Annotated in this window: 14 protein-coding genes and 1 pseudogene; 11 read left to right on the forward strand and 4 right to left on the reverse strand. The window is 73.0% G+C overall.

Annotated elements, in window-relative coordinates; translation table 11 throughout:
- Positions 1 to 185 precede the first annotated feature (185 nt).
- A complete protein-coding gene (locus ABD808_RS21945) occupies positions 186 to 1532 on the reverse strand; it encodes a PTS transporter subunit EIIC (RefSeq protein WP_344899592.1) in 1347 nt (448 codons plus the stop codon).
- 58 nt (positions 1533 to 1590) lie between these two features.
- A complete protein-coding gene (locus ABD808_RS21950) occupies positions 1591 to 2331 on the reverse strand; it encodes a GntR family transcriptional regulator (RefSeq protein WP_344899594.1) in 741 nt (246 codons plus the stop codon).
- A 565-nt stretch (positions 2332 to 2896) separates the two neighbouring features.
- Between ABD808_RS21950 and nagA the strand changes: the two genes are divergently transcribed.
- The 7 genes and pseudogenes from nagA (at position 2897) to ptsP (ending at position 8611) form a co-directional block, all read left to right on the forward strand.
- On the forward strand, positions 2897 to 4057 hold the full coding sequence (gene nagA, locus ABD808_RS21955; RefSeq protein WP_344899596.1) for an N-acetylglucosamine-6-phosphate deacetylase: 1161 nt from the start codon (positions 2897 to 2899) through the stop codon (positions 4055 to 4057).
- A complete protein-coding gene (locus tag ABD808_RS21960; RefSeq protein ID WP_344899598.1) occupies positions 4054 to 5094 on the forward strand; it encodes an SIS domain-containing protein in 1041 nt (346 codons plus the stop codon). Before nagA ends, ABD808_RS21960 begins: the two co-directional genes overlap by 4 nt.
- A 27-nt stretch (positions 5095 to 5121) precedes the next feature.
- A pseudogene (locus tag ABD808_RS21965) lies at positions 5122 to 5373 on the forward strand (PTS sugar transporter subunit IIB); the annotation flags it as partial.
- Positions 5374 to 5447: 74 nt separating this feature from the next.
- Complete coding sequence (locus ABD808_RS21970) at positions 5448 to 5897, forward strand: PTS sugar transporter subunit IIA (RefSeq protein WP_344899600.1); 450 nt, start codon at positions 5448 to 5450, stop codon at positions 5895 to 5897.
- Between the two features lie 4 nt (positions 5898 to 5901).
- Positions 5902 to 6594 carry an HAD family hydrolase gene (locus tag ABD808_RS21975; RefSeq protein ID WP_344899602.1) on the forward strand — a complete coding sequence of 231 codons (693 nt, stop codon included), beginning with the start codon at positions 5902 to 5904 and terminating at the stop codon, positions 6592 to 6594.
- Positions 6595 to 6632: 38 nt separating this feature from the next.
- Positions 6633 to 6905 carry an HPr family phosphocarrier protein gene (locus ABD808_RS21980; protein WP_344899604.1) on the forward strand — a complete coding sequence of 91 codons (273 nt, stop codon included), beginning with the start codon at positions 6633 to 6635 and terminating at the stop codon, positions 6903 to 6905.
- 2 nt (positions 6906 to 6907) lie between these two features.
- On the forward strand, positions 6908 to 8611 hold the full coding sequence (ptsP, locus tag ABD808_RS21985) for a phosphoenolpyruvate--protein phosphotransferase (RefSeq protein WP_344899606.1): 1704 nt from the start codon (positions 6908 to 6910) through the stop codon (positions 8609 to 8611).
- A 14-nt stretch (positions 8612 to 8625) separates the two neighbouring features.
- Here the strand turns inward: ptsP and ABD808_RS21990 are convergent, their stop codons facing one another.
- Together ABD808_RS21990 and ABD808_RS21995 are read right to left on the reverse strand one after the other, a co-directional pair.
- Positions 8626 to 10323, reverse strand: coding sequence for a glycoside hydrolase family 3 protein (locus ABD808_RS21990; protein WP_344899608.1), 1698 nt, complete (start codon positions 10321 to 10323; stop codon positions 8626 to 8628).
- 332 nt (positions 10324 to 10655) lie between these two features.
- The gene (locus tag ABD808_RS21995) at positions 10656 to 12080 is read right to left on the reverse strand and encodes a BadF/BadG/BcrA/BcrD ATPase family protein (protein WP_344899610.1); all 1425 of its coding nucleotides are present in this window, start codon (positions 12078 to 12080) and stop codon (positions 10656 to 10658) included.
- Positions 12081 to 12141: 61 nt separating this feature from the next.
- Here ABD808_RS21995 and ABD808_RS22000 point away from each other — a divergent pair, with 61 nt between their 5' ends.
- The 4 genes from ABD808_RS22000 to ABD808_RS22015 all read left to right on the forward strand — a co-directional run bounded on the left by ABD808_RS22000 (position 12142) and on the right by ABD808_RS22015 (position 15312).
- Entirely contained in the window at positions 12142 to 13158 is a 1017-nt protein-coding gene (locus ABD808_RS22000; RefSeq protein WP_344899612.1) for a MurR/RpiR family transcriptional regulator, read from the forward strand.
- The gene (murQ, locus tag ABD808_RS22005; RefSeq protein ID WP_344899614.1) at positions 13155 to 14051 is read left to right on the forward strand and encodes an N-acetylmuramic acid 6-phosphate etherase; all 897 of its coding nucleotides are present in this window, start codon (positions 13155 to 13157) and stop codon (positions 14049 to 14051) included. Before ABD808_RS22000 ends, murQ begins: the two co-directional genes overlap by 4 nt.
- A gap of 76 nt (positions 14052 to 14127) precedes the next feature.
- Positions 14128 to 14781 carry an HAD family hydrolase gene (locus tag ABD808_RS22010; protein WP_344899616.1) on the forward strand — a complete coding sequence of 218 codons (654 nt, stop codon included), beginning with the start codon at positions 14128 to 14130 and terminating at the stop codon, positions 14779 to 14781.
- A 24-nt stretch (positions 14782 to 14805) separates the two neighbouring features.
- Positions 14806 to 15312: a DUF6912 family protein gene (locus ABD808_RS22015; protein WP_344899618.1), complete on the forward strand. Its 507-nt coding sequence runs from the start codon at positions 14806 to 14808 to the stop codon at positions 15310 to 15312.
- The last annotated feature ends 9 nt before the right edge of the window (positions 15313 to 15321 follow it).

Here is a 15321-nt window from a genome sequence, read left to right on the forward strand (position 1 = left end):
GCGTCCCGCCGCCTGGGAGCGAGTCCCGGGAGGAGGGGGAGGATGCGGGGTCCGGGACTCTCTGCGCCGAGCCGGTCCTTGTGGGGGACGGCCCCCACACCCCCGTTGGGGGCTGGCGGGGGCTGGACCGGCCCGGAGTTGGGGGCGCCGCGTTGATGAGGGGCTGGCGGCGCCCCCGGGGTTGGTCAGCCGCTCGCGGCGGATTCCTGCGCGCCGGTCTTGCCACCGGCCATTTCCGGATCGACGGCGGGGTCCGCCGCCGTCGACTCCTCTCCTTCAGGTTCCCGACCGGGCGTCGCGAAGTTGAACTTCGTGATCAGGAACTTGAATATGAAGTAGTAGATGAAGAAGTACAGGACGCCCATACCGAGGATGAGCGGTAGTTGCTCCGTATTGTCCTTCCGCGCGTTCAGCAGCAGGTCGATCAGGCCCGCGGAGAAGCCGAAGCCGAGTTGTGCCCCGGCTGCCTCCAATACGGCCATCGAGATGCCGGTGAGGACGACGTGCACCACGTACAGGACGGGCGCGACGAACATGAACGCGAACTCGATCGGCTCGGTGACGCCGGTGACGAACGCGGTGAGCGCCGCCGACAGCATGATGCCGCCGACCGCCGCGCGGCGGTGCGGGGGAGCGGCGCGCCACATGGCGAACGCCGCGCCCGGCAGGCCGAACATCAGGACGGGGAAGTATCCCGCGAGGAAACCGCCCGCGTTGGGGTCGCCCGCCAGGTAGCGGTTGATCTCGCCGTGGACGACGCCGTCCGGACCCTTGTACGAGCCGAAGACGAACCAGATGAGCGAGTTCGGGATGTGGTGCAGGCCGAAGGGCAGCAGCAACCGGTTGACGACGCCGTAGACGCCCGCGCCGAGCGCGCCCGCGCCGGTGACCCAGTCCCCGAAGTCGTTCAGCCAGCCGCCGAACACGGGCCAGATGAAGCCGATCAGGACGCCGAGGATCAGCGCGGCGAACGCGGTGACGATCGGGACGAACCGGCGTCCCCCGAAGAACGCCAGGTAGCTCGGCAGCTTCACGCGGTAGTACCGCTGGTAGAGCAGTGCCGCGGTGAGGCCGATGAGGATGCCGCCGATGACGTCGGTCGGGTTCTTCAGGCCCCAGTCGATGACCACGGTCTGGGCGCCGTCCTGCACCTTGGTGATCTGGACGTTGCCCTTGAGGTCGTCGCTGTGCGAGAACATGATCTTGGAAACCCGGTCGTAGACCAGGTAGCCGACCACGGCGGCGAGCGCGGTGGAGCCGTCGGACTTCTTCGCGAAGCCGATCGCCACACCGACCGCGAACAGCAGCGGCAGGGCGACGAACAGCGCGTTGCCGGCCTCACCGACGATCTCGGCGACGCGGTTCCATTCGAGCCCGTCCTTGCCGAGCATGTCGGGCTGGCCGAGACGTAGCAGGATAGCCGCGGCCGGCAGGACGGCGATCGGCAGCATGAGGCTGCGGCCGATCCGCTGCAATATCGCGAGGGTGCTCGACCCTCGCCGTGGCGCGGAGTCCACTGTCGTGGCTGTCATCGCGTGGTTCCTCCTCAGGGGTTACAGGAGTTCTCAGGGTTGGGCGGGGTCAGGACTACTACTGCGTGGGCGGGGGATTTCCTAGAGCCGTGTGGATCTGGTACCGGTCCGCCCTGTAGGTCGACACGCCCAGTTCGGCGCATACGCCTCCGGTGTAGGAGCGGCGTTGCAAGAGCAGCACGGCACTGCCCCTGGGGATCTGTAGGTGCCTGGCGTCGGCCGCGTCCGCCAGGCTGGCGTCGATGGTCTGGTCTCCCGCGTCGAAGACCAGCCCGTACACCGCCTCGAGAACGCCGTACAGCGAGCGGTCGGCGAGGCGGCGGTCGAGCAGGTCGGGGGCGAGCGAGGCGAGGATGTGGGCACGTTCCAGCGCCATCGGCTCGCCGTCGGCCGTCCGGAGCCGTTCGACGACATGTATCTCGGTGCCCGGTTCGACTTCGAAGATCCTGGCCAGCCGGGCGTCCGCGGGGACGGTTCGCCGGTCCAGGTCGATCGCGCCGGGGTGCAGGCCGCGGCTGAGCATGTCCTCGGTGAACGAGACGAGCCGCAGCGGCATCTCGATCTTGGGTCGGGCCACGAAGGTGCCCTTGCCCGGGACTCGGTACAGCCGGCCCTCGGAGACGAGCTGGTCGACGCCTTGCCGCACGGTCATGCGTGACAGCCCGTACCGGACGCACAGCTCGCGCTCCGAGGGGATCGGGGCGTCGACGGGCAGCTCCGCGCTCTCGATCAGGTCGAGCAGGATCGCGCGAAGCTGGAAGTACTTCGGTACGGGACTGTGCGGGTCGATGGTCGTCACGGGGGTGTCCTCGATGGCCGGGGGCCGGATCGATGGGATTCGCCGGGTTTCGACGGTGGGGTGGGCTGTTCGGTGATTCGAACGTAATCGATTTGGTTCGTACTGGTCTAGGCCGGACTAGACCACAGGACCGAAAGGCATGTCAATGCACGAATTCGTAACGACCAGGTCAAGCCCGCCGGGCGCCCGGAACGGGGAACTCGCAGGTCATGGACGCCTAACGGGCGGGCCGTCCGGCCGGTACCCGGACGGGTTGTCCTCTTCCGGCACCCGGTCCGGTGCCGGGGGGTCGGCCCTCCGGCCCCCGGACGCGGCGATCGCGGGCCGGGCGCCCCCGGGGCCGCCCGGGGCGGGCCGAAACAGTCGACCACCGGCGGCGTTCACCGGCGGCGGCTCGCGGACCGGCGCCTTCCCGGCGAGGGACGGTTCTCTGGCGAGTTCGGGCCCGCATCTTCATCTTCATCCGATTCGTGGAGTATGGTGCGTACTGGTCTAGTCCGGACTAGACCAGTTGCATCGGGCGGAAACGACCAGCGATCGTCGTGTAGCAGAGAGTGCGGCACTTATGGCATCACTACTGATCACGGCCGACAGCGTGATCATGACCCCCGCGGGTACTCCTACCCGCGTCGTCTCCCCGGGATACGTCCAGGTCGAGAACGGTGTGATCGCCGAGGTCGGGGAGGGCAGACCGGCAGGGGAGGCCGACGTCCACCTGCCGGACGGGCTGCTCGCGCCCGGCCTGGTCGACCTCCAGGTCAACGGGTTCTTCGGGCACGACATGGTGGACGCCGACGAGATCGGCTGGCACACCCTCGTGTCCCGCCTGCCCGAGACCGGCGTGACCTCGTTCATGCCCACCTTCATCACCGCCCCGGTCGAGACGCAGGCCGCCGCGCTGCGCCGCGGCCGCGACCTGCTCCCGGGCCTTCCGGCGGGCGCGCGCGTCCTCGGCGTCCATCTCGAAGGACCGTTCCTGTCGGAGAAGCGCAAGGGCGCGCACAACGCCGTCCACCTGACCGACCCGGCGCCCGAGTCGATCGCGACGCTGCTGGAGACCGGGCTCGTCAAGCTGGTCACCCTCGCGCCCGAGCGGAACGGCGCGCTCGACGCGATCCGCGCCCTGACCGAGGCGGGCGTGCTGGTCAGCGTCGGGCACAGCGACGCGACCGCCGACCAGGTCGAGGCGGCGGCCGACGCCGGGGCCCGCATGGTCACCCACATCTTCAACGCGCAGACCGGCGTCCACCACCGCGACCCGGGCGTCGCCGTGCAGGCGCTCATCGACGACAGGCTCCACCCCGGCCTGATCCTCGACCTGCACCATGTCGCCGGCAAGGTCGCCGAGCTGGTGTTCCGCGCCGCCGCCGGACGGGTCGTGCTCGTCACCGACGCCGCCTCGTCCGCCGGGATGCCGCCCGGCACCTACGAACTCGGCGGCGAGCCGATCACCATGCCCGAGGAGGGCCCGCCGCTGCGCGCCGACGGCACGCTCGCCGGGTCCGGGCTCCGGCTGGACGAGGCGATCGCCAACGCGGTCGGTCTCGGGATCGACGCCGTCACGGCGGTGGACGCCGCCACCCGGGTTCCGGCCGACCTCATCGGCCGTCCCGACCTCGGCCGGATCTCGCGTGGCGCCGCCGCCGATCTGGTCTGGTTGGGGCCGGACCACCGCGCGCGTACGACGTGGGTGGGCGGGCAGAAAGTCTTCGGAGGGGGATCATGACCAGTCTCATGCGCGCCGAGATCGGCGAGCAGCCGGACGCGCTGCGCCGGACGATCGACGCGCTGCTGCCGCGCACGGCCGACCTGGCGGCCTTGGCGGGGGAAACGCGGCAGGTGCTGTTCATCGCGCGCGGGTCGTCAGACAACGCCGCGGTGTACGGCCGCTACCTGGTGGAATCCCACACCGGACGGCTCGCGACGCTCGCGGCGCCGTCCATCGCGACGACGTACAAGCGCAGGCTCGACCTGTCCGGCGTGCTGGCCGTGGCGATCAGTCAGTCCGGCAAGACCGAGGAGATCGTCGAGACGCTCGACTGGGCGCGCGACTGCGGCGCCCGGACGGTCGCCGTCACCAACGGCGCGGGGTCGCCGCTGGCCGAGGCCGCCGAGGTCGCGCTCATCACGCTCGCCGGGGACGAGATCGCCGTCCCCGCCACCAAGACCTACACGACCCAGCTCGCCGCGCTGGCGGTGCTCGGCCTCGGGCTCGGCGCGGAGGCGGCGGAGGACGACCTGCGCCGCGTCCCGGACGAGGTCGCCCGGATGATCGAGCTGACCGAGGCGTCGCCCGCGCTGGAGGAGATCGTCGAGGCGCTGGCGAAGGTGCCCGGCACGGTCGTGTCCGGGCGCGGCATCGCGTTCGGCACCGCGCTGGAACTGGCCCTGAAGATCAAGGAGGCGTGCTACCTGCACGCGATGGGCCTGTCCTACGCCGACCTGCTGCACGGCCCGATCGCCGTCGTCGACGAGCAGACGCCCGCGCTTCTGGTCGCCGCCGACTCCGGCCCGACGCTGGCCGGGACGGTCGCCCTCGCCCGCCGGGTGGAGAGCGCGGGCGCCCGCGCGTTCGGCGTCGGCGGCGGCGCCGACCTCGCGGCGGCGTGCTCGGCGACGCTGCCCGGCCCCGCGCTGCCCGAGTGGACGGCGCCGCTCGGCCTCATCGTCCCCGGACAGCTGCTGGTCGAGAACCTCGCGCGCCGTCTCGGCATCGACCCTGATGTGCCCCGTGGCCTGAACAAGGTCACGCAGACAGACTGACCGTCCCCAGACCCGGCGAGCCGGGCCCACCCCAAGGAGAAGAACATGGACAAGGCCGAGGCCATCGTGGCCGCCCTGGGCGGCGCCGCGAACATCGTGGACATCGAGCCCTGCGCGACCCGGCTCCGCACGGAGGTCTCCGACGCGAGCAAGGTCGACGACGCCGCGCTGAAGAAGGCGGGCGCGATCGGCGTCATGCGCAGCGGCACCGTCGTGCAGGTCGTCGTCGGCACCGAGGCCGACACCCTCGCCAGCGACATCGAGGACATCCTCGAGTGAGCTGATCCCGACCCGGAGATCGATTCGACTCGACCGACCCCGACCGATCGACTGATAGAAGGAGACCCCCGCTGATGACCCACGTACTGTCGCCGGTCGCCGGCCGGGTGGTCGGCCTCGCCGGTGTGCCCGACCCGGTGTTCGCCCAGGCCATGGTCGGCCCGGGCACGGCGGTCGACCCCGAGCGCGGCCCCGGCCACGCCATCGCCCCCGTCACCGGCAAGATCGTCAAGTTGCATCCGCACGCCTTCGTCGTGGTGGACACCGAGGGCCACGGCGTCCTCGTCCACCTCGGCATCGACACCGTGAAGCTGAAGGGGCAGGGCTTCGAGCTCGTCGCCGCCGAGGGCGACCAGGTCACCGCCGGGCAGCCGGTCGTGGCCTGGGACCCGGCCGTCATCGAGGCGGGCGGACGCTCCCCGGTCTGCGCGGTCGTCGCCCTGGACGCGAACGCCGAGGCCCTGACGGACGTCGTGGAGTCGGGCGAGGTGACCAAGGGGGCAGAGCTCTTCACATGGAACTGAACGGATGACGGTGATCGGCCTGGGCGCCGCCGTGTTCGACCTCGACGGCACCCTCATCGACACCGAGCCGCGCAGCCGCGCGCAGTGGTCGCGGCTGTTCGACGCACACGGCGTCCCCCACGACGACGCGTTGATCGCCTCGTTCGCGGGACGCCGCGGAATGGAGGTGCTGGCCGACCTGGCCCACCTGTTCCCCGGCCGGACGGTCGAGGAGCTGTTCGAGCAGGTGGTGTCGTACCAGTCGGCGCCGGGGCTGCCGCCCGTCGCGCCCGTTCCCGGCGCGGTGGGGCTGCTCTGGTCGCTGGCGGACGCGGGCGTGCCGCTGGCGGTGGTGACGTCGGGGGAACGCTCGTACGCGGAGGGGCTGCTGGACGAACTGGGCGTCCGCGGCCTGCTCGACATCGTGGTGACCGCCGGGGACGTCGCCTCCGGCAAGCCCCACCCGGAGGGCTACCTGGCCGCCGCCCGTGACCTGGACGTCCCGGTCGAGGAGACGGTCGGGTTCGAGGACACCCCGGCGGGCGTCGCGGCCGTGAAGGCCGCGGGCATGACCTGCGTGGGCGTCCTCACCACCCAGCCGGCGGGCGCGCTCGCCGGAGCCGACCACGTCGTCCCCGACTTCAAGGACGTGGACGTCGTGCCGGGCCCCGCGCTGCGGGTGCGCGGCCGGCACCAGAGCCAGAAGCGACAGAGCTGAACGCCATCAAGGGCTGATTTGCCATGGAGGAGTGTGCCGTGACCGAGCGCAGTGTCAAGATCCAGTCGAGGGTGGGGCTGCACGCGCGGCCGGCCGCGCTGTTCGTCCAGACGGCGGCGAAGGCGCCGATGGACGTGACCGTCGCCAAGGCGGGCGGCGCCCCGGTGAACGCCAAGAGCATCCTCGCGGTGCTCGGCCTGGACGCGCGGCACGGTGAGGAGGTCGTGCTGTCCGCGGACGGCGCGGGCGCCGACGAGCTGCTCGACGACCTGGAGAAGTTGCTCTCCGCGTCGGAGCTGGAGGAGTCCTGACGGTGGCGGACGCAGCGAGTGGCGTCCTGCGGGGCGCGGGAGTCAGCCCGGGAGTCGGCGCCGGACCGGTGCGGAGCATCGCGGGCGCCGTGCCCGAGCCGCCCGCCGGGTCCCGGCACGGCGGCGACGCCGCCGCCGAGCGCGACGCGGCCCTCGGCGCGCTGGAGGCCGTCGCCGCCGACCTGGAGGAACGCGGGACCCGCGCCGCCGAGGTGGGCAACCCGGTCGGCGAGGAGGTGCTGAACGCGCAGGCGCTGATGGCCCGCGACCCCGGTCTCGCCGACGAGGTCCGCGCCAGGATCGAGGGCGGGACCACCGCCGCCCGCGCCGTGTACGAGGCGTTCGGCGTCTACCGTGACCTGCTCGCCGGGGCCGGGGAGTACATGGCCGCCCGGGTCGCCGACCTGGACAACATCCGCGACCGCGCGGTCGCCCGGCTGCTCGGCCTGCCGATGCCGGGCGTCCCCGAGTCGGACGGAGGTGACGAGCCGTTCGTGCTGGTCGCCCGCGATCTGGCCCCCGCCGACACGGCCGTGCTCGACCCCGCGCAGGTCGTCGCGTTCGTCACCGAGGAGGGCGGGCCGACGAGCCACACCGCGATCCTCGCCCGGACGATGGGCGTGCCCGCCGTCGTGGCGCTGCCCGGCGCGACCGAGCTGGCGGACGGTACCCGCGTCCTCGTCGACGGCGCCGCCGGGACGGTGAAGGTCGACCCGTCCGGCGCCGAGGTCGCCGCCGCGCGTGCCGCCGTCGCCGCCCGCGCGTCCGTCCTGGACGGCGCCACCGGTCCCGGCGCGACCAAGGACGGGCACCGGGTGCCGCTGCTGGCGAACGTCGGCGGCCCGAAGGACGTCGAGGCCGCGCTGGCCAACGGCGCGGAGGGCGTCGGCCTGTACCGCACCGAGTTCCTCTTCCTCGACCGCGCGACGCCCCCGTCCGACGCGGAGCAGGAGGAGGCGTACCGGGCCGTCCTGGAGGCGTTCCCCGAGGGGCGCGTCGTCGTCCGGACGCTCGACGCCGGTGCCGACAAGCCGCTGGCGTTCCTCCCGGCGCCCGGCGAGGAGCCGAACCCGGCGCTCGGCGAGCGCGGCCTGCGGATGATGCGGCGGCACCCGGACGTGCTGGCCGCCCAGCTCGCCGCGCTGTCCCGCGCCGCCGCCGGTCTGACCGTGAAGCTCCAGGTCATGGCGCCGATGGTGACGGACGCCGCCGAGGCCGCCTACTTCGCCGCCGCCTGCCGCGAGGCGGGCATCGCGCATCCCGGCGTGATGATCGAGGTGCCCGCGGCCGCGCTGCGCGCCCGCGACCTCGCGCCGGAGGTGGAGTTCTTCAGCCTCGGCACCAACGACCTCACGCAGTACACGTGCGCGGCGGACCGCCAGGTCGGCGGCCTCGCCCACCTCCAGGACCCGTGGCAGCCCGCCGTCCTCGACCTGGTCGCCCCGGCGGCGGACGCGGGCGTCCCGTGCGGCGTCTGCGGGGAGGCCGCGGCCGACCCGGCGCTGGCCTGCGTCCTGGTGGGTCTCGGCGTGACGTCGCTGTCGATGAGCGCGCCGTCGCTGCCGCTGGTGCGGGCCGCGCTCGCCCGCCACACGCTGGACCAGTGTCGCCGGGCGGCCGCCGCCGCCCGCGCGGCCCGCACGGCCGGGCAGGCCCACGAGGCCGCCCGCGACCACCTGCCCGGCCTCGCCGAACTGGGGGCCTGAACCGGGCGGGCCGCCTACCGGTAGCCGAGTCCGTGGCCGACCTTCTTCCCGGCCACGGGCACCGGCAGGCGTCCGGTCGGGTTCACCGCCCCGCTCAGTACCTTCGCCAGCGCGGTGATCGACACCGCGCTGGTGGAGTAGGTGGCGAGCGCGGCGGCGGCGCCCCCGGCGTGGTCGAGGTCGTAGGGGCGGCCGAGCGCGGCGACGACCACCGGTTTCGATCCGAGGGACCGGATCTCGGCGGCCGTGGCCCCGCCCGCGTTCACGGTGGTCAGCACAGTGACGTCGGCGGAGCCACCGGACGTCACCGTGACGCCCTGGCGGCGCAGCGCCGTACGGAGCGCCGCGCTGTGCGGCCCGGTCACGGCGACCTTGCGACCCTTCAACGGCAGCACGTGCCGCTCGTTGCGCACAAGGGTGATCGAGTGTTCGGCGACACTGCGCGCGATGGCCTTGTTCGCGGCGGTGCCGATCACGGCGTCGGCCTTCGCCGGGTCGGCGGTCCGCGATCCGAACAGGCCGCGCCGCTGCTTGAGCCGCAGGACGCGCGTGACCGACTCGTCCAGCCGCCGTTGCGTGATCTTCCCGGACTGGACGGCCGCCAGCACCGCCCCGTAGGCGCGCGGCAGGCTCGGCGGCATCAGCAGTTGGTCGGCGCCCGCCTGGATCGCGCGGACCGGGGCGACCTTGTCGCCGTACTTCTCCCGGACGCCCGCCATCTCCAGCGAGTCGGTCGTGATGACGCCCTGGTAGCCGAGCGCGCCGCGCAGCAACCCGGTCAGAACGGCGGGCGACAGCGTGGACGGGTCGCCCGACTCTTCTGCTGTGGGGGGGCGACCCCCCACACCCCCCGGAACAGACTTGATGAGCTTCGGCACGACGATGTGCGCGGTCATCACCATGTCGACATTGGCGGCGATCGCGGCCCGGAACGGGGGCGCGTCCAGCCGCTCCCACATCGCGCGCGAGTGTTTGATGACCGGCAGCCCGGTGTGGCTGTCGGTGGCGGTGTCGCCGTGGCCGGGGAAATGCTTGGCGGACGCGGCGACCCCGGCGGCCTGGTACCCGTTGACGGCGCCGGTCACCAGCTTCGACACCAGGCCCGGGTCGGCGCCGAACGAGCGCAGCCCGATCACCGGGTTGCGCGGGTTCACGTTCACGTCGGCGTCGGGCGCGTAGTCCAGGTTGATGCCGACGGCGCGCAGCTCGGTGCCGGTGACCTGGGCGGCGGCGCGGGCGTCGGCGGGGTTCCCGGCCGCGCCGAGCGCCATGTTGCCGGGGAACCGGGTGATGAACGGCGTGCGCGAGACGATGCCCTGCTCCTCGTCCACGCCGAGCAGCAGCGGGATCGTGGACGCCTTCTGCAACGCGTTCGACTGCGCGGCCGTCCGCTTCGGGGTGCTCATGTTGTTCGGGAAGTAGATCAGCCCGCCGACGTGGTACTTCCTGATCTTCGCCAGGCCGTCGGCGCGGCTGGAGAACCGGGTGACGAACAGCTGCCCGACCTTCTCCCGCACGCTCATCTTCGCGACGCGGCCGGGGATCCAGGCGTCCGGCGCCGGTGCCGCGCTCGCCGTCGAACCGGACGAGCCGGGTGAACGGGGCGAGCCGGACCGGGCGGACGACGACCCGTCGTCGCAGCCCGCGGTCAGCGCCACGGGCAACGTCACGGCCAGCGCCGCCGCGAACGCGAGCGGTCGTGTGGAACGCACCTGACCAGGCCCCCCGACATGGTCTCGGTTATTCGGTCGCATCGGACGTCGCGACGTTAACGGCTCGCCGACGCGCTGTCGACCCGCCACAACGAGTGGGCATGCGGCGTGAGCACGGGAGCGGGCACGGGCGTGGGGACGGCGTGTGAGGGCGGCGCACCGGTATCACGTTCCACGGCCGCCCCCCTGGTCACAGCAGGGTCACGATGGACCCCAGGACCACTGGTGTGGATCTTGTGGGGTCCATCGCGATGAACCCTGCGGCGGGCTCTGAGCCGCCCGTTCTGGGTTGGCCCGGGCTGGAACGGATCAGCCGGGACCGGTCCGGCGGTTCAGCCGGGCAGTGGATGGCCGAGACGGCGCAGCGCCATCCCGGCCGCGCCGACGGCCCCGTCGCCCGCACAGCGCGGCGCGGCGGCGAAACGGTCGCGCAGCCCGGTGCGGACGGCCTCGGCGACGGGTCCCTCGCGGAGCACCGAGCCGTGCATCACGACCGGTGCGCAGGGATCGGACAGGGCCGGGCGCACCGCGTCCACGTCGCGGAGCAGCCACTGCGCGGCCTCTTCGGTGATGCGCCGGGCGACGGGGTCACCGGCGGCCGCGGCGGCGGCGACGACCGGGCCGAGCCGCCCGAGCGCCGCGGGCGGACGGCCGTACACCTCCTTGATGATCGCTTGGGCGAGCCTGGGATTGGGCGGGGCGCCGGGCATCTCCGGATGCCCCGGCGGCGCCGCATCGCCGCGCGGGCCGTGCGAGCCCGGATGGCCGTGTGTGCCCGGATGGCCGTGCGACCCCGGATGGCCCGGCGGGCCGTGGGTGCCGGGGTGGCCTGGCGGCCCGTGCGAGGCGGGACGGCCCGGCGGCCCGTGCGGACCGGCCGGGCCGTTCCCCGGCGCCGGGTATGGAACGCTCCCGGGCGGCGGGTACGGCCGATCGCCGGAGGACGGGCAGGACCCGTCTCCGTGGGGCGGACAGTCTCCGTAGGGCGGACAGGGGGACTCGGTGAGCAGCACGGCGGTGCCCGTGCCGCTTGCGACGGGGGTGCCTGCTCCGGAGGCGAGCACGGCGGCCTGGTGGGCCAGGGGACTGCCCGGTGACGACGAAGGGGCGCCGGCCATGGCCAGCGCCCTCGATCGGCGGGGTCTTCGCCGATCCGCGTCGATCTCCGCGACCACGGTGGCGCCGAGCAAGGCCCGGGGGACCGAATCGGTGAGCAGCGTCGGGGAGCCGCGACCGTCGTAGGCGGCGAGCGCAGCCCGGACGGCCTCCTTCCCGAGCCAGACCGCCGAACCCTCGTCCCCGACGAGCCAGCCGTAGCCGTCCGCGCGCTGCACGATCGTCCCGTCGTTGATGACCGCCGCGCCCGCGCCCGTGCCGGAGAACACCACGATGCCCTTGGGCTCGCTGGTTCCGGCGGCGAACGCCACCGCGATGTCGGTCACCACGGCGGGTGAGCCGCGCAGGCCGACGGCCTGCCACGCCTGCCGTGCCGCCGCGACGGCCGCGGGCCGTCCGGCGGAACCGGCGCCGGCGATCCCGAAGACGCCGGTGAGGATGTGGGTACGGTCGAGGTCTCCGAGAGCCTCCTGTAGGGCTGTGGTCAGCGCCCCTGCGGTGTCGCCTCCAGAGTTGGGGTTGGCCCCGGGGCCGGTGCCGGAACCGGCCAAGGCACCCCCCAGCGTCAGTACGACGCAGCGGGTCTTCGTGCCACCCGCGTCGATACCGACCACGTAAGGACCGGCCAAATGGGTCAACACATGGCGACCGTAGCCTTTTCTAACGTTGACGTGACATCCTGCACGTAAGAAAATTTCCATCATGAGGAAACCCATCGGCTCCGAGCGGAGCCTTGAGCAGGGCCCCGAGCGGGGGATCACGGGGGAGCCCGGTTCGCCCGGGGACGGTTCGGCGTCCCCACCCCCGTCCTCCGAAGGGGGGCGGGAACGGGACACCACACCGCTGAGCACCGTGGTCCGGGTCCGCTCGCTGCTACCCTCGCTGCCCCCCGCCGAGCGGCGAGTCGCACAACGTGTCATCGACGACCCCGAGGGGGTCGCCAACTCCACCATCACCGAACTCGCGCAGGCCTGTGGCACGTCCGAGACCACGGTCATCAGGTTCTGCCGCGCGATCGGATTCCACGGCTATCCGGAGCTGCGGCTGACCCTGGCGACGGAGGCGGGACGGGCCCAGAGCGCCGCCGGGGGAAGGGTCATCGGCAGCGACATCAGCCCGGACGACTCCCTGGAGCAGATCGTCGAGAAGGTGACGTTCGCCGACGCCAGGGCCGTCGAGGAGACCGCGTCCCAGCTCGACATCAAGATGCTGGAACAGGTCGTGGACGCCGTCGTGGCCGCGGACCGCGTCGACGTCTACGGCGTCGGCGCCAGCGCGTTCGTCGCGGCCGACTTCCAGCAGAAGCTGCACCGCATAGGGCGCATCTGCTCGGCCTGGGCGGACGCCCACATCATGCTCACCAGCGCCGCGGTGCTGGGCAGCACGAGCGTGGCGATCGGGATCTCGCACACGGGCGCGACGGTGGAGACCATCGACGCGCTGGAGGTGGCCCGGAGCAGGGGCGCCAAGACCGTCGCGCTCACCAATTTCCCCAAGTCCCCGATCGCGGAGGTGTCCGATCTGATCCTGACCACGGCGGCGCGGGAGACGACCTTCCGCTCCGGCGCCACCGCCAGCCGGCTGGCGCAGCTCACGGTTGTCGACTGCGTCTTCGTCGGAGTGGCGCAGCGCACCTACGGGCCGACCCGCAAGGCCCTGGAAGCCACGTACGAGGCGGTCCGCGGCCGGACCGTGCGAACCGACCGGAGGCGTCGGTGATCGATTGCGAGCTCCCCACCGAGGGCCGGAACCCCCGGACCCTCGACGTCGACACGCTGCCGACCCTGGAGGTGCTGCGCCTGATCAACTCTGAGGACGCGACCGTCCCGACGGTCGTGGCGTCCGTCCTGCCCGAGGTCGCCCGGCTGGTCGACCTCGCCGTGGACTCCCTGCGCACGGGAGGCCGGGTGCACTACTTCGGCGCCGGGACGTCCGGCCGGCTCGCGGTGATCGACGCCGCCGAGCTGCCCCCGACCTTCGGGATCTGGGGCCGGGTGGTCGCCCACCAGGCGGGGGGCGCGGGCGCGCTCTCCCAGGCGGTCGAGGGCGTCGAGGACGACGTCGAACTCGGCCGCCGGGACGCCCGCGACGTCCGGCCGGGCGACATCGCCATCGGCATCGCGGCCAGCGGCCGCACCCCCTATGTGGTGGGCGCCCTGCGCGCCGCCGCTGCTCTCGGCGCCCGCACCGCGCTGATCAGCTGCAACCCGCACACCCCGTACCGGGACGAGGTCGAGGTCCACATCGGCCTCGCCACCGGACCGGAGGTGATCAGCGGGTCCACCCGGATGAAGGCGGGCACGGCGACCAAGCTCGTGCTCAACTCGTTCTCCACCACACTGATGATCAGGATGGGGCGCACCTACTCCAACCTGATGGTCAGCGTGAACGCGCTGAACGCGAAGCTGCGCGCCCGGCTGGTGCGCATCCTCACGGAGGCGACGGGGATGGACGCGCGCATCTGCGAGAACGCGCTCTCCGAGGCGGGGGGGAACACCCGCGTCGCGCTCGTCTCGCTGCTCGGCGAGGTGCCCGCGTCGCGCGCGACGGTGGTACTGGAGGAAAGCGACGGGGGAGTGCGGGAGGCACTGCAACGGCTCAGATCAGCCTGATCCGGGCCCCGGGGCGGCGCCGGTAGTTGGGGCCGGCGGCCTCCGGGCACGGACCGAAATCGCTTACGATCGGGTCGTGTCCGCTGAACGATCCGTGGCGATCAAGGCTGTGATCACCGACTGGGGCGGGGTTCTCACCCCGCCGCTCACCGAGGCGGTCGGCGTGTGGCTCGCCGCCGAGGGGATTGACGCCGAGCGGTACGCGGACGTGATGGGCGCCTGGGTCACGGGGGCCTACGACGGGGCGGGGACGAACCCGATCCACGGGCTCGAGGACGGCACCCTGCCCGCCGCGGAGTTCGAGCGGCTGCTGGCCGCCGAGCTGCGCACCACGGGCGGCGGCCCGGTGGCGGCCACCGGGCTGATCGCCCGCATGTTCGGCGCGTTCACGCCCGTCCGGCCGATGTACGACGTGCTCCGGACGGTCCGCGCGGCGGGCGTCCGCACCGCGCTGCTGTCCAACTCGTGGGGCAACGAGTACCCGCGCGACCTGTGGGCCGGGCTGTTCGACGCCGTCGTGATCTCCTGCGAGATCGGGTGCCGCAAGCCCGACGCGCGGATCTTCCGGCACGCCCTCGACCTGCTCGGCCTGGACGCCGCCGAGTGCGTCCTCATCGACGACATGGAGCACAACGTGCGGGCCGCCGAGGCGCTCGGGCTGGTCGGCGTCCACCACACCGGCGCCGACACCACCGTGGCCGAACTGCGCGCGTTGACCGTCCTGCCGTGACCTTCTGGCAGACTGCCAACCGTCATGCGCGTCTATCTGCCGTCCACGCTCACGCTCCTCGCGGCCGCGCACGCCGCCCGGGAGATCGGTCCCGCGCCGTTCGCGGCGAGCGCGGTCACGCCCGCGCTGCGCGAGTGGTACGCGGGCGGTGACCTGGAGGAGCTGGAGTACGCGGCGATGTCCGCCGGTGCCCGCGCCTCCCTGCGCCTGCTCGCGGCCGACCCGGCGGCGCCGCGGCGCCGTGTCGTGCTGGCCGCCGAGGTGCCCGACAACCTGGTCGGCTGGGCGGCCAACGCCGAACTCGGCACCGACGACCGCGCCCTGGTCGAGGTCTCCGCCGCCGTCCCGTGGACGAAGGTGGCGTCCGGCCACGTCGACGGCACCGACGCCGCCGCCGACATCGCGGCCGCCATCGAGGCGCTGCCCGCCGCCGACGCGGGCGACGACGACGCCCGGTTCACCGTCGACGGCGCCGAGGGCCACGAGCTCCTCTGGTACGCCACCCAGGAACTCCAGCACCTCTTCGACTGACGGCCCCCT

The sequence above is a fragment of the Actinomadura meridiana genome, assembly GCF_039537545.1.
Classification (GTDB): Bacteria; Actinomycetota; Actinomycetes; order Streptosporangiales; family Streptosporangiaceae; genus Spirillospora; species Spirillospora meridiana.